Genomic DNA, 20,011 nt, shown 5'->3' on the forward strand with positions numbered 1-20,011 from the left:
CTCACCTGAGGCTCACGGCGGCCACCGCCGGCGCAGCAACGGGCGCCACGCTTGCGTTCGAGCCACTTGTGTCCGACGCGCCCGAAGTGCCGATACGCTGGCGCTGCAGTTCGTAGAAGCGCAGGTTGTCCTGCACCGACGCCTTCGGCAAATCGCGGCTCAGGATTTCGGCGGCGGCGTCATCGTTGCCGAGCAAACCGTAAGCAAGCGCGAGATCCTGGCGGGCTTGCGGCGGCGCGGCGGGAAAGCGCGTCACGTCGAGCAGCACGTTCGCGCCATCGCGCGGCTTGCCCGCCATGATGAGCGACGTGCCCAGGTTCACGGAAAGCGAGGTATCGCCGGGATTGCGCTTGAGCGCATCGCGCAGCACGGCTTGCGCCGTCGCGTGGTCGCCCTTCATGTCGTACGCGGCGCCGAGACCGGCGGCCGCAAGCGGATCGTCCGGGCTTTCGGCGAGCACATGCCGATACGTCGCGATGGCGTCGTCGAAACGGCGCTGATGAATCGCCACGCGCGCCATGCCGATGAGCGGCGCGGGGGCGTTTCCATCGATGGCTGCCGCCTTGCTGTAATAGACGCCGGCGCGCGTAAAGTCGCCCACCGAGTAGAGCGTGTTGCCAAGGCCGGTCATGGCTTCGACCGAACGCGGATTCGCCCGCAGGATCTTTTCGTAGATCGTGGTCGCCATGTCCATGTTGCCGGATTCGAGCGCGGATTCGGCGATACGCAATTCGCTCATCGCACCGGGAGCGCCGTCTTGCGAAACGGAGCGCATGCCGGACACCTGATGCGAGGTCGTGGCAGTGGTCGTGCAGCCGCTCGCGACGAGCGCGATGAGCACCGCGCCGGCAAGCACGGGAAGGCGGCGAAGATAGAAGTCGGTCTTCATTTGGTTCTGGCGATAACGTCCAGTAGTTGGAGCACGGCCGGCCCCGCGGCAATCACGACAATGGCCGGGAGAATGAACAGCATCATCGGCACGACCATCTTGGGGGCGAGCTTCGCGGCCTTTTCTTCCAGCGAGACGATGTGCTGCAGACGCTCGGTACGCGACAACGTGCGCAGCGCCTGCGTGATCGGCGTGCCGTAGCGCATCGACTGAGTGAGGGTGGAAATGAGCGCGCGGATCGAAGGCAGATCGATGCGCTCCGCGAGCCCGTTCAACGCGCGCGTGCTGTCGCCAGAAAGCTTCAGTTCGTCGGCGGTAAGGGAAAATTCGTCGGAAAGCGGCGGGCAGATGCTTGCGAGTTCGTCGGCCACGCGACGGATCGACACGCCGAGACTATTGCCCGCGTTGGTGCAGATCACGAGCAAGTCGAGCGCGTCGGGCAGCGAGGCGGCCATCGCCCTGCGGCGGCGGGCGCCCACGAAATTCAGCAGATATTCCGGAACGATCATGCCGACGATGAACACCATCAGCATCGCCGCGCCGCGCACCGCGGGATACGCGCCGATCATCGGAATATGCGAGCCCAGCATGACCGTGAGCGTCGCACAGATGAGCCCCACGCAGAATTTCGACGCCAGCAGAACCGAGACGGCGAGATTGCTGCGATAACCGCTTCTGATCAGTTCCTTGCGCAGCTTCAGGCGATACTTGGCGTCGAAGAGCGGCAGCTTGTCGCCAATGCGCGCGAGACGGCGCATCACGCGCGCGCGAAAGTTGAGTTCGTCGTCGTTGCCGGTAGCGAGGTCGATGCGCTCGGCATGCGCCGCGAGCCGCGTGCGCTCCGCAATGCGGCCGCGCTGGCCGCCATGGCGCGTCAGCCACCAACCCGCGAGCCCGGCAAAGAGCGCAATCAGCATCAGCAGGTTGATGAGCGTCTGGATCTGTTCCGGGTTCATCGCGAGGTATCCAGCTTCGAAATCTTGTTGATGACCATGAGTCCCATGACGATCGAGATCACGGCGAAGGTCAGGAGCTTGCTGCCGCTGTCGGTATTGGTGAGCACCTTCATGTAGTCGCGGTTGAGGAAGTACAGGCTGCCGATAATGCAAGCCGGCACCGCCGCCAGAATCTTGGTGGTGATGCGCGCCTCGCCTGTGAGCGCTTTGGTCTTGACGCGAATCTCGCGGCGCGTGCGCACGATATTCGCCAGGTTTTCGAGCGTCTCGCCGAGCTGACCGCCGGTTTCCCGCTGCAGGAGCAAACACACGCAGAAAAACGAGAAGTCCGCGATCTCGATCCGCTTGACCGCCACCGTCAGCACTTCCTCGAGGTCTAGACCCACTTGCAGGGAATCGCTCATGATCCTGAACTCGCTCCTGAGCGGCTCGGCGCATTCGTCGGCTGCCGTGGTGATGACGTGCGTGACCGGCACGCCCGCACGCACCGCGCGCACGATCAGATCGATCAGTTCCGGGAAGCCGTTGAGAAAACGGCGGCGAAAGCGCTCCACGAGAAAGTTGTACGCCTTGACCAGCGTGAAGACCGGCAGGAAGACGATCAGAAGCGGCTGGACGAAACTCGGCAGCGGCATGATGTCCACCATGCCGATGGCGAGCAGCTCGCCGAGAATCGCCGCGACGATCACGATTCGCATGCCGTTCTTCCCCGCCACCGTTTTCAGGCGCGAGACCTTGGGCCCGAGAAAGCGCGAGTACACGCTCTCCTGCTTCTTGACCTTGAACAGGTTGATCTCGTTCTTGCTGGCGTTCTTTTCGGGCGAACCGTGCATCTCGAACGATTCGCGCATGCGCGTGCGAATGCGCGCATGCGGCTGGTTATTTCGCATGTCCTGCACGATGAAAAACATCATGCCGCCGAGAATTGCAATGACGAACGCGCAGATCGTGACGAGGTTGATCGTGTTCATGGCTGCATCGCCTCGAGCAATGCATCTTCGAGACCGTAGTACTGAGCGCGCTGCGAGAACGCCGGGCGCACCGCCGCCGATTCGTACGCGCCCTTCACTTCCTCGCTGTAGGCGGTTGCGTCGTAGCGGAACGTGAACAAGTCCTGCGTGATGATCACGTCGCCTTCCATGCCCACCAGTTCGGTGATGCGCGTGACGCGGCGCATGCCGTCACGCATCCGCTCGATCTGCACGATCAGGTGCACCGCGCTCGCGATCTGGCGGCGAATGGACAGGAGCGGCAGATTGCCGTTTGCCATCATCACCATGCTCTCCAGACGCGTGATGCCGTCGCGCGGCGTGTTCGCGTGGATGGTGGTCATCGAGCCGTCGTGGCCGGTGTTCATGGCCTGCAATACGTCGAACGCTTCGGAGCCGCGCGTTTCGCCGAGAATGATGCGGTCCGGGCGCATCCGCAGCGCATTGCGCACGAGGTCGCGCTGCGTCACGGCGCCGAGACCTTCGGCATTCTCGGGGCGCGTTTCCAGGCTCACGACGTGCGGCTGCACCAGTTGCAGTTCCGCCGCGTCCTCGATCGTCACCGTGCGTTCGCCGTGACCGATGAAGTGCGACAACGCGTTGAGCAGCGTCGTCTTGCCCGAACCCGTACCGCCCGACACGATGACGTTGAGCCGGCACGTGCTCGCGAGTTTGAGCACGGTTGCCATCGCGAGGGACATGTTGCCCTGCTGCGCCATGCGGTGCAGCGTGATGTTGCGCTTCGAAAACTTCCGAATGGAAATCGACGCGCCATGAATCGCGAGCGGCGGGAGCACGACGTTGACCCGGCTGCCGTCCGCGAGACGTGCATCGACCATCGGGCTGCTTTCGTCGACGCGCCGCCCCACGCCCGCCGCAATCCGCTGCGCGACGTTGGTCACGTGCGCGTTGTCGCGGAACTTGCAGTTCGTGAGTTCGAGACGGCCGTGGCGTTCCACATAAACCTGATCGGGACCGTTCACCAGCACGTCGGTGATGCTCTCGTCGGCGAGCAGCGGCTCGATCGGCCCGAGGCCGTACATGTCGTTGAGCAGTTCGCCCACGATCTGCTGCTGCTCGGACATCGTGACGTTCAGACCTTCGCGCTCGGCTATCTCCATCACGAGCTGCTCGATGCCCGGCTTCATCTGCTCGCGCGTCTTGCCGACCACCACCGATGCGTTCATCGAACCGAACACGCCTGCGCGAATCACCTTGAACAGATCCGAGCGCACCAGCGATTCGCTGCTCTCCGCCACGTGCAAGCGCGCGGGCGCGTCCGCCACCGGAATGGCCGGCTCGGCAATACTCGCCTGGTCGGATGCTCCTTCTTGAGCCGGTGCAAATGCAGAATGCGTCGCCCGGGATGCCTGCTTCTGCCCGAACATCAGCCTCTCCTCAGACTGAACTTGCGCAGCAACGAGCGCCCGGCGGCAGCTTGCTGGCCGGTGAGGTCGCTCGCAATACGCGTAATAGCCTGATTGAACCCGTTCGGCGTCTTATCTTTTGGCGCTTCGCCAAGGTTTTCGGCGGTGGCGAGCGCCTTGGCTTCGAATTGGATCTCATGCAGAACGGAGCGGCCCACCGCCGACATGAAGTCGTTCGGCTGCACCTTGCCCGCGCTCACCGCACTCGGGTTATTGAGCAGGATCGAGGTCGGCGGATTGTTGTCGCGATTCTCGATGTAACGCAAAAGGCGGATCGACTCGCGCGTCGAATGCACGGAACGGTCGGTCACGAGATACGCGCGGGACGCATGGTTCAACGCTTCCTGCGACAACGGCGCGCTCGGATTGCCGATATCGATGATCACATAGTGAAAGCTGTCGCACAGCAGTTCGATCACGCGGGCGAGCGCACCGGGCTTGTACGGCGGCTCGGCGCCGTAGTCGATATCCGCGGTGAGCATGAACAGACGGCTGCCGTTCGCCATCAGCGTGCGCTCGACGTATTGGGGATCGAGACGATGCGCGTTTTCCAGCACGTCCGAAAGACCATTGTTGCTCTGCGTGCCGAGCATGCAGTTGGCGGCGCCGCCCGTCAGGTTCAGATCGACATACGCGACCCGCCGATGCGTGGTGTCTGCCAGATGTCGCGCAAGATTGAGCGCGAGCGTCGTCACGCCGACGCCGCCGCGCGTGCCCGCGAACGCAATGGTCTTGCCCGTGCGCGTGAGCGTCACCGGCGTCACCTTGCCGTCGGCGGTGTTGACGGTGCGCTTGAGCAACTCCACCGTCAGCGGCTTGACGAGATAGTCATGCACGCCGATCTTGAGTAGGCTGCGGAACAGGCCGACGTCGTTGCGCTCGCCAATGCCGATCACCTGCACCGAAGGCTCGCACACTTCGGCAAGCCGGCCGAGGTCGGACAGAGGCATCGCCGAGTCGTGCAAATCAACCAGCAGAAACTGCGGCGAACGCTCGAGCTTGGTGACATGCGAGATGGCTTCGTCGATACTGCCCACCGCGATATGCGCGTGCGGCAACGCCTGCTCCAGCACGAAGGCTTTCAGAACCTGCTCGGTCTGGCGGTCGGCGACGAAGGCGATGAAGTCCGCGGCCCGCACGGCGGACTTGCCTTTGATCAACGAGAATTCAGTGGTGCTCATGGCGTCGGTGTCTCGAAGGCGCGCTTACTTGCCGTTGCGCGTAGTCGTCGTGGTGTCGAGCGGAATCACTTGACCCGTCTCATAGCGATGCACGGCGCTCGCGGCGACCGCGGCATCGGCGGGGCCGAGCGTCTGCGGATTCACGAGGTCTTGCGGGTTCGCGACCTGCGCCGCGAGGTTGGTGTAGGTGGCACAGCCCCATTGCATCGACGGGCGTCGCACGCCGGAATCGAACAACAGCGAGGCGCGCGTGAGTTTCTCGCAGTCGGGCGGCACGGCGGCGTTGCCGTCGTAACCAATGACGCGTGAATCGGGCATGCTCACGGGCGGCTTGATGAAGCAGCCAGCAAGCGGCAAAGCGAGCGAGCAGGCGGTGAAGAACGAAATGAAACGTGCGTGGTTCATGGCATCAGGCTCAATAGACGTAGCCGGCCGCGCCGACGAGACGAGGGTTTCCCGGTGCCGATTCGGTGCCCCCAAACATTCGGGCGAAACCATATTCGATGTCGCCGCTCGGCGACACCAGCGACTCGATCGGTGTGCGCAGCTTGGCCGGATCGGTCGGCTCGACGATATACGGCGTCACCATGATCACGAGCTCGGTCTTGTTGTTCTGGTAGTTCGACGAGGAAAACAGCTTGCCGAGCACAGGGATCGAGCCGATGCCGGGTACTTGCGATACGAGGTCGGTCGTATTGCTCTGGAGCAGCCCGCCAATGGCGAAGCTCTGACCGCTCGCCAGTTCGACGGTGGTATCCGCGCGGCGCACCGAAAGGCCCGGCACGGTCACGCCGTTGGTCGTCACGCTTGCCGTCGTGTCGATCTGGCTGACTTCCGGCCGCACTTTCAGGCTGATGCGGCGGTCGTTGAGCACGGTCGGCGTGAAGTCGAGCTTGACGCCGAACTGCTTGAATTCGACCGTGATCGCGCCGTTGATCTGCGACACCGGAATCGGAAACTCGCCGCCCGCGAGGAAGCTCGCCGTCTGGCCCGAAAGCGCGACGAGATTGGGCTCGGCGAGCACCGTGAGCAGGCCTTCCTGATTCAGCGCATCGACGAGCGCGCGGATATCGGTGTTGGCCGTCCGGAACCCGCCGAACAGCGAGTAAGCGTTGTTGGTCGCGAGATTGAGCGGATAGGTCACCGAGCCCGACGAAGTCGTGATGGGCTGGTTGTAGTTGTAGATCTGACGGCCGCTGAAGATGCCGCTATACCAGTTGCCGGCCGCGCTGCCGATAGCCTGCCAGTTGATGCCCCACTGCTGCGTCACGTTGCGGTCCACTTCCGTGATCCGCACGCGCAGTTGAATCTGCAAGGGCTTGTCGATGGTCATGCGATTGACGAGCACTTCCTTGTCCGCGAGCATCGGCGTGATGGCCTGCACGACCGTATCCGCCTCGGCGGGATTCTGTGCCTGGCCCGTCAGAATGAGCGAGCCCTGTATGCCGTTCACATCGATATTCGTGTTGGGAAAGCGCGCCTTCAGCATGGCGCGCAACGCGACCATGTCGCGCGTCACGACAACGGTCTTTTGAAAGATCGGCTTGTTGTTCGCGCCGAGCGCGTAGACCGTGGTGGAACCGGCCTTCTTGCCGAGCACGAAGACCGCGCGCGGCGACGGCACCTGCACATCCGCGACGCTCGGGTCGGCCACGAACACCGAAACGGCGTCCTCGGGCAGATGAAGCATCGAGCCTTTGCCTGCATCGAGTGCGAGTACGCCCTGGCTTGCCTCGGCGGTAACGGCACCTTTAGACGGCACGGCGCCCGCGCCCGGACGAGCCGCGACGTTGATCACCTGAGCGCCGGCGGCATGCGCGAGCGGCGTCAGGCCGAATGCCGCGCACACGAGCGCGAGCAGGCTCGCCGCGGTGGGCAGCATCGGCGTCGATCTCCAACTGAACTGCGTTTTCATGACTATCTTTTCCTTGGTCGCCGGATCACCGCCGGCTTGGGGCATTAGCGCTGGACGGGAAGCGACGGAACGCCGGGCAACGGTGGCGCGTTCTCGGGCGCCCCGCCTGCCGCCTGGGCGACGTTCTGACCATCCGACTTTTCCGAGCCCCGATAAACCATCACGGTGCGCGGCATGGGCGGCGCGGCGGCCACGCCAGGCGCGCTCTGCGGCGCGCGGCTTGCGTGCGGCAACGAGCGAACGGCGCGCGAGATGTCGCCGGCCCAGATTGGCGGACGTTCGGTCGACGTCGCGCTGGCTGCCGCGGCGGCGGCGGCCGGATCGCGACTTGCAGTAGCAAACGAGCGCAAGGCGAGCGAGAGACTGCCGAGGCGCGCGGCAACCGCCACGACTTCGCCCATGCGCGGCGTCACTTCGAGCGTGACGGTGCGCGCGCGCGCGCTCATATCGGGTACATCGCTGCTGGCTTTCGGGCGCTTGATTTCTGAACCGACGGCCAGTACGCGCACATGTTCGACCACCGTTTCGCTCGACACCGCGAGGTCCGGCGAATCGGTGCGGCGGTCCATCTGCTGCGTGAGGATCAGGTCGATGTAGTCGCCCGGCTGGATCAGGCCGGCATTGCCGGAGACATCGTCGACAGCTACGGAGACGGCGCGCATCTCGGGCTTGAGCGTCGCGGCGAGAAAGCCCGGCGCGTTTGGCAGAATCACGTCGTCGGCGACGAGTACCGCGCCGCTTTCGACCGGATGGCGCAACAGCGCACCCTTGAGTTCCGGCGCGTTCTGCGCGCCCGACACGACGGCGTTGACCGGCACTTCGTTGGCCGGCATCGGTTTCCAGGTGATGTCCTCGTCACGCAGGAGCAAGCCCTGCGGCAAGGCGGCTGCACTGACCAGCACCTTCTCCGTGTTGACGGTGGGCGCGGACGGCTTGCTCGCGCTTGCCACCACCACACGCACGACCAGAGCGATGAGCAGGGCGCCGACGAGAAGAACGGCGAACTTGATGAAGTTGGACATGTGAGTGCCGGCCTAATGCGTCATTAACAAGGGAAGCGCGGCCGGCAGCACGATCACAAGACCGCCGCCGAGCGCCAGCGCCACGCCGTAAGGCACGCCGCGCGCGCCGGAGAACATCGCCAGCGCGCGCATGGGCGACGATGTCTGATCGGCCTTCATGTTGCGGGTGGCGAGACTGACGAGGGACACCACGGTCCCGATCAGCGAGATGAGCGTGAGAGCCGGCAGCGACAGACTGACGCCAGCCCAGAGAAAGATGACGGCCGCGAGTTTCGCATCGCCTCCGCCGAGCATCTTTGCGGCGAAAAGCGCGGCGCAGACCGCGAACACGACACACGCGAGTATCAGATGCGCGATGATCTCGTCGAGCGACAGCTTTCGCAGCAACGCATCGACAAAGAAGAGCGAGCCGATCGCAAGCACGATCCCGGTCGGCAGGCGACGCGCACGGACATCGATGACGGCGAGCACCAAGAGCGCGCACAGCACGATGAGACGGATGGCAAGGGATGCGAGCAGCACGATGGACCGGATACCGAGTGAAAGAAAGGGGGAGATCCGCGAGACGCGGATCTCGAATACGTCGTTACTTCTGGGCGGCGGTGACCTTGGTGTTGAGGTACGTGAACCAGCCCGAAACGCTGGTGCTGAACGTGCCTGCCACGGCGACGAGCGCCACGCCGACGATCCCAGCCAGAATCGCGTATTCCATCGCGCTGACGCCACGTTCGTCGCGGATGAATTTCTTGAAAAACTTGGTCATTTTGGTCATTCCTTGTTTTTGCATTGAGTAGGTAGGTGCGGCCCGGCATTAGGGGTACCGGGTACAGCAATCCTAGCTAGAGCCACAAGGAATTACTTCGCCATTTAGAGGCCGGAAATGGCCTTAATTCGACGTTTTAAAATGAATGAACTAGACCGCTGTCGGCAAACAACGCTAAAACTTTATAGAGAGAAATTTTTCTTTTAGCGTGTTTAAAGCGTGTCTTGACAGCGAGCGCGACTCTTCGTGGCTTTGCATTTTTTTCAGAAAACGTTTGCGAGGCGTTCGGGCTCCGCCTTTGCATGCCGGGGCTTCGACGACGTTCGAGGCCGCCGCCGCGACCGATGCCGCTTATTATTTAAGCATCGCTAAAACCGGATATCGCGCTGTAAGGTTAATGCTACAACCATTAATACCTGCTTGTCACGCGCTTTAGCACGTTCTGCAAACTTTTTGTTTAACCTTGAGCGCGACTGTCATCGGGCGCAATATCCCACTATTTCTTTTCCTTGCGTCTAGCATCGTTCGGGAAAATCGGCATGTCGATATCCTTGCTCGCCGAGCGCAAGTCGTCACGCGCTTCCTTCGCCAGTTTTGCATAGCGCTTACGAAAAATGGCCAGGTCTTTCTCGTCGAGTTCTTCGAGGTCGAGTAAAGCGTTATGCGCGTTGTCCACTGCACGGATCAATTCATCGAGCTTGATCTGCATGGCGGCCGTATCGCGGTTCTGGGTGTTCTGAATGAGGAACACCATGAGAAACGTGACGATGGTCGTCGACGTGTTGATGACAAGCTGCCATGTGTCGCTGAAGTGAAAGATCGGACCGGAGACGGCCCACACGATCACCAGCACGACCGCAATGATGAACGTCGACGCATGTCCCGCCACGCGCGAGAGACCATTCGAGAACTTGAGGAACCAGGAAGACTTCATGTGAGCATCGCTCCGTCGTTATCTTGTGCGCGGTTAGAATACCTTCTGTGAAAGCCAAGCCCACACTCCATTCTGCTATCGACTTCAATGCCGCGTCGGACATCGTGGCGCGGCGGCTGATCGGCGCCATCGTCACTTTCGATGGCGTCGGTGGACGTATCGTCGAAACCGAAGCATACGACCGCGAAGATCCCGCTTCGCATACTTTCTCGGGTCTCACGCCGCGCAATGCGGTCATGTTCGGACCGTCCGCTCATGCTTATGTCTATCGATCCTATGGCATCCACTGGTGTCTGAACTTCGTTTGCCGCGAAGAAGGTCATGGCGCCGGCGTGCTGATTCGCGCCATCGAGCCGCTTGTCGGACTCGATCTCATGCGCGAACGACGCGGGCTCGAACCCATCAAGCTGCTTTGTTCCGGTCCGGGCCGCCTAGCGCAAGCCCTGGGCATCACGCATAAGCAGAACGGCATGTCGCTGCTCGAAGCGCCGTTCTGCGTCGAAGCACCGGACGATGCAGTCGATATCGTGAGCGGGCCGCGCATCGGCATTTCCAAGGCAATGGACGTGCCCTGGCGCTTCGGCCTCGCCGGGTCGAGGTTCGTGAGCAAACCCTTTCCATCCTCTTCTTGAAACATCATCCACTCGATTGAGACGCGCGAGCATCTTTCCGAGCCTGGAGAGCATTCACGCGATTCCGGCAAAGACATACAGTGCATCCATGCCACGACACATGGCAATCAACCAAAAGGAGCACACCATGTCCCGCATTTCCAAAGTCGATGTGAACGAAGCCACGGGTGACACCGCCGAACTCTTCGCCAAGATCAAGAAGGCCGCAGGCCGCGTACCCAATGCGTATGCAACCGTCGGCACGCATAGTCCCGGCGCGCTCGCGGCATCGCTCGCCAATGACGCGACGCTCGCTAAAAGCAGTTTGAGCAAAGCCGATATCGAAGCCGTGAAGCTCGCCGTTAGCGGACAGGCAGGTTGTGATTATTGTGAAGCCGCGCACACGTTCGTCGGCAAGCTGGCCGGTCTCACGCAGGAAGAAACGAAGCAGATTCGCGCGGGTACCGCCACCGGCAACGATAAACGCGATGCGCTCGTGCGCTTCGTGCGCGAAGCCACCGGTTCACGCGGCACGGTGAAAGCCGAAGTGCTCGATGCCGTGCGCGCGGCAGGTTACAGCGACGCGCAAGTGATCGACGCGCTCTTCGCCGCGAGCGTCATCAACTTCACGAATCTCTTCAATCGCGTGAACGACACCACGCTGGACTTCCCCGCGCTGGTTTAACTCTCGCGGCCACCCTTGCCGATCTTGTCGAGCACCGCGCTCACGATATCGATCGGTATGGGGAAGACGATTGTGGTGCTCTTGTCGCTGGCGATCGTCGTCAACGTCTGCAAGTAGCGCAGTTGCATGGCTTGCGGCGCCTGCGCCAGCATCTGAGCCGCTTGCAGAAGTTTCTCGGATGCCTGCAACTCCCCTTCCGCATGAATGATCTTCGCGCGGCGCTCGCGCTCGGCTTCGGCCTGGCGCGCGATGGCGCGGATCATCGTCTCGGCGATATCCACGTCCTTGATCTCGACATTCGATACCTTGATGCCCCAGGCATCGGTCTGGGCATCGAGCACGCGCTGAATGTCGCTGTTCAGGCGCTCGCGTTCCGAAAGCAGATCGTCGAGTTCATGCTTGCCGAGTATCGCGCGCAAGGTGGTCTGCGCGAGCTGACTCGTGGCTTCCAGAAAACGCGCGACCTGAATCACCGCTTTCTCCGGGTCGACGACGCGAAAGTACACCACCGCATTCACCTTCACCGAGATGTTGTCGCGCGTGATGACATCCTGCGGCGGCACGTCGAAGACGACGGTGCGCAGGTCCATCCGCACTACTTGCTGCACCGCCGGAATGATCAGCACGAGCCCCGGCCCCTTCACTTTCCAGAAGCGGCCGAGCGTGAACACGACGCCGCGTTCGTACTCGCGAAAAATCCGCACCGACGAAAGCACGAGAATGATGACGAGCGCAATGACAATGCCGCCAAACCCAAAAGTAAGCCCCATTTTTAATGCCTCGTTAGTGTTGATGCGATTGCCGGTCGCGCTCCAGCGCTTCGATCATGAGCGTCAGTCCGTGCCGCGACAGCACACGCACGAGCGCGCCCTCGCCTGGAAGTTCTCGCGATGAAGCCGTCTGCACGCGCCAGCGTTCACCGTGCACACGCGCCCAGCCACTTGCGGGCGCGGCGCCGGTTGCATCGAGCATCACGCCGATACTGCCTGGCATCGCTTCGCTGCCGCTCACCACGGGCCGCTTGCGCGCCTTCAAGGCGACGCTCGACACGCCGAACACGAAGAGCGCGGCCACGATAGCGAACCCCGTCAAGAGGCTCAAGGGCATGCCGAAGGCAGGCACTCCGCTATTGACGAGCATGAGCGCGCCGGTCGAAAACACAATGATTCCGCCGATGCCGAGCGCGCCGAAGGTCGGCAGGAACATTTCCGCGACGAGTAAGCCGAGCCCCAGCACGACGAGACCCAGACCGGCGAAGTCGAGTGGCAAGAACGTGGCCATCAGCGACATATGACTGAGCCACTCGGAAAGATGGGTTTTCATGGGCGACGACCGCCGGGGACGATGCTGCTTTCAGCTTACGCGCGAATTGCGCGCTCAGGGCTGCGTTGTCGTCCGGTCGATGATCTTTTCGACATCGGCGGTCTCGCCTAATTCCGATACGAAGCGCGCTTTGTCGAAATCGCGCGTGACGCAGCCGTCGAGATAGATGAAGCGGCGCTGGATCGTGAGCCACAGGCTGGTGTGCTCGCGCCACTGCAGCGACGCGTTGAGCGCGTTGAGGCGGCGCGTCGTGCTCTCGGCGATTTCCCGGTCGTACGCGTAGCTGTTAGAGAGGCGGCAGCGTCCCGCGATCCAGCAGCTATTGCCGCGCTCGATGCGGTAATGCGCTTCGTCGAGCCATTCCTGTTCAGTTTCGACGGGACCGCGCGGGGTCGGGCAATTCGCGATTGCTTTCGATACTTGCATGAACGGGTCGTCACCGCGATTGACGCGTGCGTCGTCGGCGAGTGCCGCAAGCGTGACGGGCAGCAGGCACGCCAACGCGGTCAGATAGCGCCATCCGGGCGGGACTTTCGATGTCATCGCTCTTTGCTCCCTTGCCAAAAGCATAGCCGGTAGACTGACAGAAGCATCTTCCCGCATCTTTCGCATCTTTTCGAACGGGACCGACATGAAACAGGCACTTCAACATCTGACGGTTGCAACCGGCTCGCGCGGTTTGCACGAAGTCACGCGCGCCATCGACCGCTGGGTCGATCATCAGGATATCCGCACCGGCTTGCTGACCATCTTCTGCAGACACACGTCCGCGTCGCTTTTGATTCAGGAGAACGCTGATCCCGACGTGCGCACGGACCTCGAACGCTATTTCGAAACCGTCGCCCCCGAAGCGCCGGGCCGCTATGTCCACGACGCCGAAGGTCCCGACGACATGCCCGCGCATCTGCGCACCGCGCTCACCACCGTCCAGCTCTCGATTCCGGTCGAAGCGGGCCGCATGGTGCTCGGCACGTGGCAAGGCATATACGTATTCGAGCACCGCACGGCATCGCATGATCGCGAACTGGTGTTGCATCTGATCGGCGAGTGACCTAATATACGCTCCGCGTACATTCAAGGAGCGACGACCGTGAGCCAGCAACAGACCGTGCTTCGCGACGCCATGCGGCGTCTGAACATGACCCGCGATGCCTTCGCGGCCCGCATCGGCGTTTCGCGGCGTGCGCTGGACACATGGCTTTTGCCGGACGAGTCGCCGGAATCGCGCGCCATGCCGGAGATCGCCGCGCGCTATGTCGGCGAGATTCTGGACGGCATGCCCGAGGGTGGAACATCTACGCAAAGCGTATATCCGTCGATTGCATACGAAGGCCGCTCGCAGCTCGTCTCCATCGATCAGTTCTCGCGTGAATCGGCCGAAGCGCTCTTTCGCACAGCGGACATGATGCAGCCCATCGCGCGGCGCCGCAAAATCACGCGCGTGCTGGAGGGCGCGGTGCTGGCGAACCTGTTCTTCGAGGCGAGCACACGTACCCGTGTGAGTTTCGGCTCGGCGTTCTGTCGGCTCGGTGGCTCGGTGGTCGACACGACCGGCTTCACGTTCTCGTCGATGGCGAAGGGCGAATCCATCTACGACACGAGCCGCGTGATCAGCGGCTATGCGGACGCTATCGTCGTGCGGCATCCCGAGCAAGGCTCCGTCGCGGAGTTCGCGCGTGCGACCAACATTCCCGTGATCAACGCTGGCGACGGCCCCGGCGAGCATCCGAGCCAGGCGCTGCTCGACCTCTATACGATCCAGCGCGAGTTTTCGCGGCTCGGGAAGATAGTCGATGGCGCGCATATCGCGATGGTCGGCGACCTCAAATATGGCCGCACCGTCCATTCGCTTGCCAAGCTGCTCTCACTTTACAAGGGCCTCAAGTTCACGCTGATTTCGCCGGGTTCGCTGGAAATGCCGGCGCATATCATCGAGCGAATCGCGCGAGGCGATCATGTCATCGAACAGACGAGCGATCTGCGCGCGGGTCTTGCGGGCGCGGATGTCGTCTATGCCACGCGCATTCAGAAAGAGCGTTTCGCGGACGAGTCCATCGAAGGCTATACGCCGGACTTCCAGATCAACCAGGCGCTCGTGAACGAAGCCTGCGGACGCGACACGCTCATCATGCATCCGCTGCCGCGCGACAGCCGTCCCGGCGCGAACGATCTCGCCACCGACCTGAATCACGATCCGCGTCTTGCCATCTTCCGGCAAACCGACAACGGCATTGCAGTCCGCATGGCGATCTTTGCCGTTCTGCTGGGCGTGGAGCATCAGGTGCGGCATTCCATGCGCGACGCGACGTGGAAATCGCCGGCTTCCATCGGCCCGGACGACGCGGTTTTTCAGGGCTTCGATTGATGAGATTTTTACGCGCCGCATTTGTTTCCTGATACGGCGTTGACAAGGCCCCGCGTATGCTTATATCAAGAAAAGACGCGATGGAGCCCGATCATGGATATGACACTTGCGCAGTTTGCCGGCCATCACGGCGGCGCTTGTCAGCGGTTGCGGATCATGGCGCGCGCCCGCATGGCGAACGACGATGCATCTTGCGAGCGCATCCGCCAGTTGTTTCACTCGCCTCTCGGCGTATATGTCAGTCAGGCGCAGCGCGAAGGATGCGCGCTAAGGCTCGAATTCGATGTAGCGAGCGAAGACCTTGCGTTCACATTACGCACTTTGCGACGGGTCATGCCGGAAGCGCGGGTCGAAGGCGTCGGTCCGCGAGTGTTCGCGCATCGCGTGATAAGCCGTGAAGCGCATTGACCCGTTGCCGCGCGACTGACTGGGGAAGTCAGTCGCACACGCAGGACGTCAACGCGGCGGCGCAATCTGCTCGGCGGGTGACTCACTCGGCAGACGATCCGCCCACGGTTTCATCTGTGCGAACCACTCGTCTGAAGGGACGAAGGTGTCGGGGTCCATCTGAATGCCCCGTTCGATCTCCGCCTCCTCTTCCGGCGTATTGCGGTAAAACCTGTACGATGCTTCGCTCATATCTCTCATTCTCCCGGTTATTGGCGCGACGCAAGCTGATGATTCGCAATGCGCCGCCTCGCTGCGTGAACACCACGCAATGTACTTTCCCTTCTATCGGCACGAAGCCGACCTCGCGTACCTCGCCGTAGTCGCGACGAGCGTCTGCGTGACACATCACCTCTCGCCACGCGATTTCCCGCGTACGTTCCAGCGACATGCCATGACGATTGACGTTCGCCGCGTCCTTCTGCGGATCGAACAAGATGTCGATGTGCATTATCGTGACTACATGAAAGAAGTTTGACAAGAGGCGTTCAAGCGGCGTCACAAAATTTTTCTTCGTGATCCGAATGAAACAGCCTGCCGTCATTCTTGCTCTTTCGTCACGGTTTCTCTATAGACCGATCGGCTAACGCGCACGTGTGATCCTGCAGTTCTTCCGACGAAGCCCAGTCACCCGGTTGCACATGATCGTTGAGAAGAAAGAATCCGGGCTTGCCATCGGGCAACCATGCGCCGGCCAGCAGTAGCGTCTGGTCGCCCATCGTTTGTCCGCGACGCGCCGCGTAAGGCGCGAGCAGCGCAAAAGGATCGGTATGCGTAAGATCCGCGTCGTCGATCCGCATGGCGTCGTACCGATGCCCGCGCAAGCGCACCGGCAACGGCGCCCATTCGCGGCCGATGCCCGGCCCGACTTCGCGCAGCGTCTGCGCGACGTCGGACGCGAGGCAGTCGATATGAATATGCAACTGGTTCTGCGTGCGCCCGCTTGCCGAGTTGATTGCAAGCGACACTTGATCGCGTGGCAAGGAGCGGCGAAGTTTGTCATCGACATAACGGCGCGCTTGCCATGCGTCGCGCCAGTAATTCGGCGTTTGCGGCTCCAGTATCAAGGGACTTTCGATGCCGCTCACACGCTCCGTCGGAATCAACAGATATTGCGCGACGCCCACGATATCCTTCAACACCGCGTAGCCGCCCGCGAGGTTTACGTCGGCGCATTTCTGCTTGACCGGCGCGCCCTCGGCGGCGGGCTCGCAATAGTCGTGGACGATTTCCCACAGCGCGTTCGGATGCGCCGCGCGCGCAGTGGAAAGCGTCGTGCAGAAGGCCGTCGTGACGGCGAGAAGGCAAAGCTTGTGGAGGTTTCGCATCGGCATGATTCGGGCAGCGCTGGATAAGAGGACAGCGTGCCGGATTATGCTTGTAAGCGTGTGATCATGCTTCGGATGTGACCAAGCCCCGTGCAGCGTCGAGCCACACGAGGCCGGTTCGAACCACTCAGGCGGCCTTCATCGCCTTATCCCCCGCGCGCTCCACCGGATGCTGCTCCTTCAGCTTGTTCTGCACGCGCGCCGCCTCGAAGTACGACGAATTTGGCGGACGCTTCAGGTATTGACCCGCGCCGCGTACCGCGCGCAAATCGCCATCGGTCCAGGCGAGTTCGCCGCGCGTGAGCGTATGCGTGGCCACGCCTTGCACCGTCATGCCCTCGAACACATTGAAGTCCACCTTCTGATGATGCGTCTTCACGGAGATGGTCCGCGTCGCCGCCGGGTCCCACACGACGAGGTCCGCATCCGAACCCACCTGCACCGCGCCCTTCCTCGGATACAGATTGAAGATCTGCGCCGCGTTGGTCGATGTCACGCGCACGAACTCGTTCGGCGTGAGACGCCCCATGTTCACGCCGTGATGCCACAACACCGACATCCGGTCTTCCACGCCGCCGCAGCCGTTTGGAATCTTCGTGAAGTCCTCTCGCCCCATGGCCTTTTGCGATGCACAGAACACGCAATGATCCGTCGCCGTCGTGTGAAGCTGCCCGGACTGCAGCCCGCGCCACAGCGCCTCGCGATGCTCGCTCGTGCGAAACGGCGGGCTCATCACGTGCGCGGCGGCACGCGTCCAGTCGGGATCGCGATACACCGATTCGTCGATCACGAGATGCCCCGGCAGCACTTCGCCGAACACACGCAGGCCATCGTTGCGAGCACGCGCGATGACATCGACGGCATCTTTCGCCGATACATGCACGATGTAGATAGGCACGCCGAGCACCTGCGCGATGCGAATCGCGCGATTGGCCGCCTCGCCCTCCACTTCAGGCGGCCGCGAAAGCGGATGCGCCTCCGGTCCCGTGAAGCCCTTCGCAAGCAGTTGCTTCTGCAACTGGAACACGAGCTCGCCGTTTTCCGCATGCACGGTCGGCAGCGCGCCGAGTTCGAGCGAGCGCGTGAAGCTGTTCACGAGCACTTCGTCATCGGCCATGATCGCGTTCTTGTAGGCCATGAAATGCTTGAAGCTGGAGACGCCGTGCTCATGCACGAGCAGGCCCATGTCGCGATGCACCGATTCGTCCCACCACGTCACCGCGACGTGAAAGCCATAATCCGCCGATGCCTTCTCGGCCCAGCCGCGCCACTCCTTGAACGCTGCCATGAGCGGTTGCTTCGGGCTCGGAATCACGAAATCGATGATGCTCGTCGTGCCGCCCGACAAGCCCGCCGCCGTGCCCGTATAGAAGTCGTCGCTGGCGGTCGTGCCCATGAAAGGCAGTTCCATGTGCGTGTGCGGATCGATCCCGCCGGGCATCACGTACTGTCCGCCCGCGTCGACGATCTTCGTGCCCGCCGGTACTTCGAGATCCGGCCCGATCGCCAGGATCGTGCCGCCGGACGCGGCGTCGGCGCACAAGACATCTGCGCGATAGCTGCGTTCCGGATCGATGATGGTGCCGCCGCGAATCAGGGTTGGCATTGTCTTCTCCTTGCGAATCTTGGGCTTCGAAAATTCCTTCGGACGCTCATGCGCTCAGAACCCCGGCCTGCGGGCTGCCACGCAGCTTCATCCACGAACCATACACGAGCGCGGCCAGCACGAGCCCGACGAACCAGGCATACGTATAAAGCATGTTGAAGAACGCCGGCACGTTAGGGAACGACGCGGGGAACGCCGTATGCAGGAAGCCCGGCAAATTGGGCAGCACGCCGACGAGCAGCGCCACGACCGCCGCGATATTCCAGCCGCCGCTATACGAATATTCGCCGTGTTCATCGAAAAGTTCGCGGTGATCGAGCCGGGTGCCGCGAATCAGGAAGTAATCGACCATCAAAATGCCCGCGACGGGCCCGAGCAACGCCGAGTAACCGACGAGCCAGGTAAAGATATAACCCTGCGTGGTGGCGAGAATTTTCCACGGCATCATGACGATGGCGATCGTCGCCGTGATCATGCCGCCCGCGCGATACGAAATGCCCTTTGGCCAGAGGCTCGAAAAATCGTAAGCCGGACCGACGAGATTGGCCGCGAGATTGCAGCACATGGTGTCGAGCGTGAGGATGACGAGCGCAACGCCAACGCCGATGCCCGTCATGCGGCTCGTCAGGTCGATCGGGTCCCAGATCGCCTTGCCGTAGATCACGACGGTCGCCGATGTCACCACCACCGAAATCACGGACAACAAGGCCATCGGCGCAGGCAGACCGATGGACTGCCCGATCACCTGATCGCGCTGCGAGCGGGCGAAGCGCGTGAAGTCGGGAATGTTCAGCGCGAGCGTCGCCCAGAAGCCGACCATCGCGGTGAGACCCGGCCAGAACGTCGCCCAGAAGAGTCCTTCCTTCTTGCCACCCGCGACGAACTGCGACGGCGCCGACAACATGTTGCCGATGCCGCCCGCCTTGCTCGTCGCCCACCAGACGAGCGCGATGCACATCAGCACCTTGATCGGCGCGGACCAGCTTTCGAGCCAGCGGATCGAATCGGTACCATGCACGATGAAGTAAATCTGCAGCGCCCAGAACACGAGGAAGCACGCAAGCTGTCCGGCAGAGATGTCGAGAAGCGGCAGCGCCGCGCCGTGCAACGCGTTGCCCGTGAGAATGTTGAGCAGCGTGTAGATCGCGCTGCCGCCAAGCCACGTCTGAATGCCATACCAGCCGCACGCGACGACGGCCCGCAACAGCGCCGGTAACTTCGCGCCCTGCGTGCCGAACGACGAGCGCACCAGCACCGCGTAAGGAATGCCGTGCTTCGCCCCCGCGTGACCTATCAGGAGCATCGGCACGAGCACGATCAAGTTGCCGAGCAACACCGTCACCACCGCCTGCCACGGCGACATGCCCTGCTCGGTGAGCCCCGCCGCGAGCATGTAGGACGCGATGTTCATCACCATGCCGACCCACAGCGCCGCGAAGTGATACCACTTCCACGTGCGCTGCGCGGGACCCGTTGGCGCGAGGTCGTCGTTATACAGGCTGCTCGCCTGCAAGTTGGCCGCGAAATTCGGATCGACAGATTGTGCTGTCTGCTTCATCGGACGAACTCC

The 20,011-nt window shown here is 62.2% G+C and carries 22 protein-coding genes and 2 pseudogenes; 5 read left to right on the forward strand and 19 right to left on the reverse strand.

The window, feature by feature from the left end; all coding sequences use genetic code 11:
• Position 1 precedes the first annotated feature (1 nt).
• The 11 genes from NCT03_RS19590 to NCT03_RS19640 form a co-directional block, all read right to left on the reverse strand.
• Positions 2-889 carry a tetratricopeptide repeat protein gene (locus NCT03_RS19590; protein WP_250493555.1) on the reverse strand — a complete coding sequence of 296 codons (888 nt, stop codon included), beginning with the start codon at positions 887-889 and terminating at the stop codon, positions 2-4.
• Positions 886-1,845 carry a type II secretion system F family protein gene (locus NCT03_RS19595; RefSeq protein WP_250493556.1) on the reverse strand — a complete coding sequence of 320 codons (960 nt, stop codon included), beginning with the start codon at positions 1,843-1,845 and terminating at the stop codon, positions 886-888. Before NCT03_RS19595 ends, NCT03_RS19590 begins: the two co-directional genes overlap by 4 nt.
• Positions 1,842-2,816 (reverse strand): type II secretion system F family protein, encoded by a 975-nt coding sequence (locus tag NCT03_RS19600; RefSeq protein WP_244829398.1) that lies wholly within the window; start codon positions 2,814-2,816, stop codon positions 1,842-1,844. The genes NCT03_RS19595 and NCT03_RS19600 overlap by 4 nt, the downstream gene beginning before the upstream one ends.
• Entirely contained in the window at positions 2,813-4,222 is a 1,410-nt protein-coding gene (locus NCT03_RS19605) for a TadA family conjugal transfer-associated ATPase (protein WP_244829397.1), read from the reverse strand. Before NCT03_RS19605 ends, NCT03_RS19600 begins: the two co-directional genes overlap by 4 nt.
• The gene (locus tag NCT03_RS19610) at positions 4,222-5,442 is read right to left on the reverse strand and encodes a CpaE/TadZ family protein (RefSeq protein WP_250493557.1); all 1,221 of its coding nucleotides are present in this window, start codon (positions 5,440-5,442) and stop codon (positions 4,222-4,224) included. Before NCT03_RS19610 ends, NCT03_RS19605 begins: the two co-directional genes overlap by 1 nt.
• A 24-nt stretch (positions 5,443-5,466) precedes the next feature.
• Entirely contained in the window at positions 5,467-5,847 is a 381-nt protein-coding gene (locus NCT03_RS19615; RefSeq protein ID WP_250493558.1) for a CpaD family pilus assembly lipoprotein, read from the reverse strand.
• Positions 5,848-5,857: 10 nt separating this feature from the next.
• Positions 5,858-7,357, reverse strand: coding sequence for a type II and III secretion system protein family protein (locus tag NCT03_RS19620; RefSeq protein ID WP_250493559.1), 1,500 nt, complete (start codon positions 7,355-7,357; stop codon positions 5,858-5,860).
• Positions 7,358-7,401: 44 nt separating this feature from the next.
• Positions 7,402-8,379: a Flp pilus assembly protein CpaB gene (cpaB, locus tag NCT03_RS19625; RefSeq protein WP_244829393.1), complete on the reverse strand. Its 978-nt coding sequence runs from the start codon at positions 8,377-8,379 to the stop codon at positions 7,402-7,404.
• 12 nt (positions 8,380-8,391) lie between these two features.
• A complete protein-coding gene (locus tag NCT03_RS19630; protein ID WP_250467343.1) occupies positions 8,392-8,901 on the reverse strand; it encodes an A24 family peptidase in 510 nt (169 codons plus the stop codon).
• Positions 8,902-8,965: 64 nt separating this feature from the next.
• Positions 8,966-9,142 carry a Flp family type IVb pilin gene (locus NCT03_RS19635; RefSeq protein ID WP_244829391.1) on the reverse strand — a complete coding sequence of 59 codons (177 nt, stop codon included), beginning with the start codon at positions 9,140-9,142 and terminating at the stop codon, positions 8,966-8,968.
• A 496-nt stretch (positions 9,143-9,638) separates the two neighbouring features.
• On the reverse strand, positions 9,639-10,076 hold the full coding sequence (locus tag NCT03_RS19640) for a low affinity iron permease family protein (RefSeq protein WP_250493560.1): 438 nt from the start codon (positions 10,074-10,076) through the stop codon (positions 9,639-9,641).
• 47 nt (positions 10,077-10,123) lie between these two features.
• Here NCT03_RS19640 and NCT03_RS19645 point away from each other — a divergent pair, with 47 nt between their 5' ends.
• Together NCT03_RS19645 and NCT03_RS19650 are read left to right on the forward strand one after the other, a co-directional pair.
• Positions 10,124-10,708 carry a DNA-3-methyladenine glycosylase gene (locus NCT03_RS19645; RefSeq protein ID WP_244829389.1) on the forward strand — a complete coding sequence of 195 codons (585 nt, stop codon included), beginning with the start codon at positions 10,124-10,126 and terminating at the stop codon, positions 10,706-10,708.
• A 127-nt stretch (positions 10,709-10,835) separates the two neighbouring features.
• The gene (locus NCT03_RS19650; RefSeq protein WP_250493561.1) at positions 10,836-11,372 is read left to right on the forward strand and encodes a carboxymuconolactone decarboxylase family protein; all 537 of its coding nucleotides are present in this window, start codon (positions 10,836-10,838) and stop codon (positions 11,370-11,372) included.
• On the opposite strand, the gene NCT03_RS19655 is transcribed toward NCT03_RS19650, so the two are convergent.
• The 3 genes and pseudogenes from NCT03_RS19655 to NCT03_RS19665 all read right to left on the reverse strand — a co-directional run bounded on the left by NCT03_RS19655 (position 11,369) and on the right by NCT03_RS19665 (position 13,238).
• A complete protein-coding gene (locus NCT03_RS19655; RefSeq protein WP_244829387.1) occupies positions 11,369-12,142 on the reverse strand; it encodes a slipin family protein in 774 nt (257 codons plus the stop codon). The genes NCT03_RS19650 and NCT03_RS19655 overlap by 4 nt on opposite strands.
• A gap of 13 nt (positions 12,143-12,155) precedes the next feature.
• A pseudogene (locus NCT03_RS19660) lies at positions 12,156-12,641 on the reverse strand (NfeD family protein); the annotation flags it as partial.
• Between the two features lie 108 nt (positions 12,642-12,749).
• The gene (locus NCT03_RS19665; protein ID WP_250493562.1) at positions 12,750-13,238 is read right to left on the reverse strand and encodes a BON domain-containing protein; all 489 of its coding nucleotides are present in this window, start codon (positions 13,236-13,238) and stop codon (positions 12,750-12,752) included.
• Positions 13,239-13,326: 88 nt separating this feature from the next.
• Between NCT03_RS19665 and NCT03_RS19670 the strand changes: the two genes are divergently transcribed.
• The 3 genes from NCT03_RS19670 (at position 13,327) to NCT03_RS19680 (ending at position 15,468) form a co-directional block, all read left to right on the forward strand.
• Positions 13,327-13,746 carry a secondary thiamine-phosphate synthase enzyme YjbQ gene (locus tag NCT03_RS19670; RefSeq protein ID WP_244829385.1) on the forward strand — a complete coding sequence of 140 codons (420 nt, stop codon included), beginning with the start codon at positions 13,327-13,329 and terminating at the stop codon, positions 13,744-13,746.
• A 72-nt stretch (positions 13,747-13,818) separates the two neighbouring features.
• Positions 13,819-15,060: an aspartate carbamoyltransferase gene (locus NCT03_RS19675; protein ID WP_250493666.1), complete on the forward strand. Its 1,242-nt coding sequence runs from the start codon at positions 13,819-13,821 to the stop codon at positions 15,058-15,060.
• 93 nt (positions 15,061-15,153) lie between these two features.
• On the forward strand, positions 15,154-15,468 hold the full coding sequence (locus NCT03_RS19680; protein WP_244829384.1) for a hypothetical protein: 315 nt from the start codon (positions 15,154-15,156) through the stop codon (positions 15,466-15,468).
• 48 nt (positions 15,469-15,516) lie between these two features.
• Here NCT03_RS19680 and NCT03_RS19685 read toward each other — a convergent pair whose 3' ends face one another.
• The 5 genes and pseudogenes from NCT03_RS19685 to NCT03_RS19705 form a co-directional block, all read right to left on the reverse strand.
• Entirely contained in the window at positions 15,517-15,699 is a 183-nt protein-coding gene (locus NCT03_RS19685; RefSeq protein ID WP_244829747.1) for a hypothetical protein, read from the reverse strand.
• 22 nt (positions 15,700-15,721) lie between these two features.
• Positions 15,722-16,051 (reverse strand): annotated as a pseudogene (locus NCT03_RS33840) (BrnT family toxin); the annotation flags it as partial.
• Between the two features lie 13 nt (positions 16,052-16,064).
• Positions 16,065-16,835, reverse strand: a complete 771-nt coding sequence (locus NCT03_RS19695; protein ID WP_250493563.1) for a CDP-diacylglycerol diphosphatase — start codon at positions 16,833-16,835, stop codon at positions 16,065-16,067.
• 127 nt (positions 16,836-16,962) lie between these two features.
• Positions 16,963-18,441 (reverse strand): dihydropyrimidinase, encoded by a 1,479-nt coding sequence (gene hydA, locus NCT03_RS19700; RefSeq protein ID WP_250493564.1) that lies wholly within the window; start codon positions 18,439-18,441, stop codon positions 16,963-16,965.
• 46 nt (positions 18,442-18,487) lie between these two features.
• The gene (locus NCT03_RS19705; protein ID WP_250493565.1) at positions 18,488-19,999 is read right to left on the reverse strand and encodes an NCS1 family nucleobase:cation symporter-1; all 1,512 of its coding nucleotides are present in this window, start codon (positions 19,997-19,999) and stop codon (positions 18,488-18,490) included.
• Positions 20,000-20,011 lie beyond the last annotated feature (12 nt).

Source organism: Caballeronia sp. GAWG1-1, from assembly GCF_023631465.1.
Lineage (GTDB): Bacteria > Pseudomonadota > Gammaproteobacteria > Burkholderiales > Burkholderiaceae > Caballeronia.

Excerpts from the sequence above, each read along its gene's own strand:
- NCT03_RS19615 (WP_250493558.1), bottom strand. The coding sequence starts at position 5,847 with ATGAACCACGCACGTTTCATTTCGTTCTTCACCGCCTGCTCGCTCGCT.
- NCT03_RS19680 (WP_244829384.1), top strand. The coding sequence starts at position 15,154 with ATGGATATGACACTTGCGCAGTTTGCCGGCCATCACGGCGGCGCTTGT.
- NCT03_RS19635 (WP_244829391.1), bottom strand. The coding sequence starts at position 9,142 with ATGACCAAGTTTTTCAAGAAATTCATCCGCGACGAACGTGGCGTCAGC.
- hydA (WP_250493564.1), bottom strand. The coding sequence starts at position 18,441 with ATGCCAACCCTGATTCGCGGCGGCACCATCATCGATCCGGAACGCAGC.
- NCT03_RS19675 (WP_250493666.1), top strand. The coding sequence starts at position 13,819 with ATGCGGCGTCTGAACATGACCCGCGATGCCTTCGCGGCCCGCATCGGC.
- NCT03_RS19590 (WP_250493555.1), bottom strand. The coding sequence starts at position 889 with ATGAAGACCGACTTCTATCTTCGCCGCCTTCCCGTGCTTGCCGGCGCG.
- cpaB (WP_244829393.1), bottom strand. The coding sequence starts at position 8,379 with ATGTCCAACTTCATCAAGTTCGCCGTTCTTCTCGTCGGCGCCCTGCTC.
- NCT03_RS19620 (WP_250493559.1), bottom strand. The coding sequence starts at position 7,357 with ATGAAAACGCAGTTCAGTTGGAGATCGACGCCGATGCTGCCCACCGCG.
- NCT03_RS19640 (WP_250493560.1), bottom strand. The coding sequence starts at position 10,076 with ATGAAGTCTTCCTGGTTCCTCAAGTTCTCGAATGGTCTCTCGCGCGTG.
- NCT03_RS19610 (WP_250493557.1), bottom strand. The coding sequence starts at position 5,442 with ATGAGCACCACTGAATTCTCGTTGATCAAAGGCAAGTCCGCCGTGCGG.
- NCT03_RS19695 (WP_250493563.1), bottom strand. The coding sequence starts at position 16,835 with ATGCGAAACCTCCACAAGCTTTGCCTTCTCGCCGTCACGACGGCCTTC.
- NCT03_RS19605 (WP_244829397.1), bottom strand. The coding sequence starts at position 4,222 with ATGTTCGGGCAGAAGCAGGCATCCCGGGCGACGCATTCTGCATTTGCA.
- NCT03_RS19595 (WP_250493556.1), bottom strand. The coding sequence starts at position 1,845 with ATGAACCCGGAACAGATCCAGACGCTCATCAACCTGCTGATGCTGATT.
- NCT03_RS19600 (WP_244829398.1), bottom strand. The coding sequence starts at position 2,816 with ATGAACACGATCAACCTCGTCACGATCTGCGCGTTCGTCATTGCAATT.
- NCT03_RS19705 (WP_250493565.1), bottom strand. The coding sequence starts at position 19,999 with ATGAAGCAGACAGCACAATCTGTCGATCCGAATTTCGCGGCCAACTTG.
- NCT03_RS19670 (WP_244829385.1), top strand. The coding sequence starts at position 13,327 with ATGAAACAGGCACTTCAACATCTGACGGTTGCAACCGGCTCGCGCGGT.
- NCT03_RS19655 (WP_244829387.1), bottom strand. The coding sequence starts at position 12,142 with ATGGGGCTTACTTTTGGGTTTGGCGGCATTGTCATTGCGCTCGTCATC.
- NCT03_RS19650 (WP_250493561.1), top strand. The coding sequence starts at position 10,836 with ATGTCCCGCATTTCCAAAGTCGATGTGAACGAAGCCACGGGTGACACC.
- NCT03_RS19685 (WP_244829747.1), bottom strand. The coding sequence starts at position 15,699 with ATGAGCGAAGCATCGTACAGGTTTTACCGCAATACGCCGGAAGAGGAG.
- NCT03_RS19665 (WP_250493562.1), bottom strand. The coding sequence starts at position 13,238 with ATGACATCGAAAGTCCCGCCCGGATGGCGCTATCTGACCGCGTTGGCG.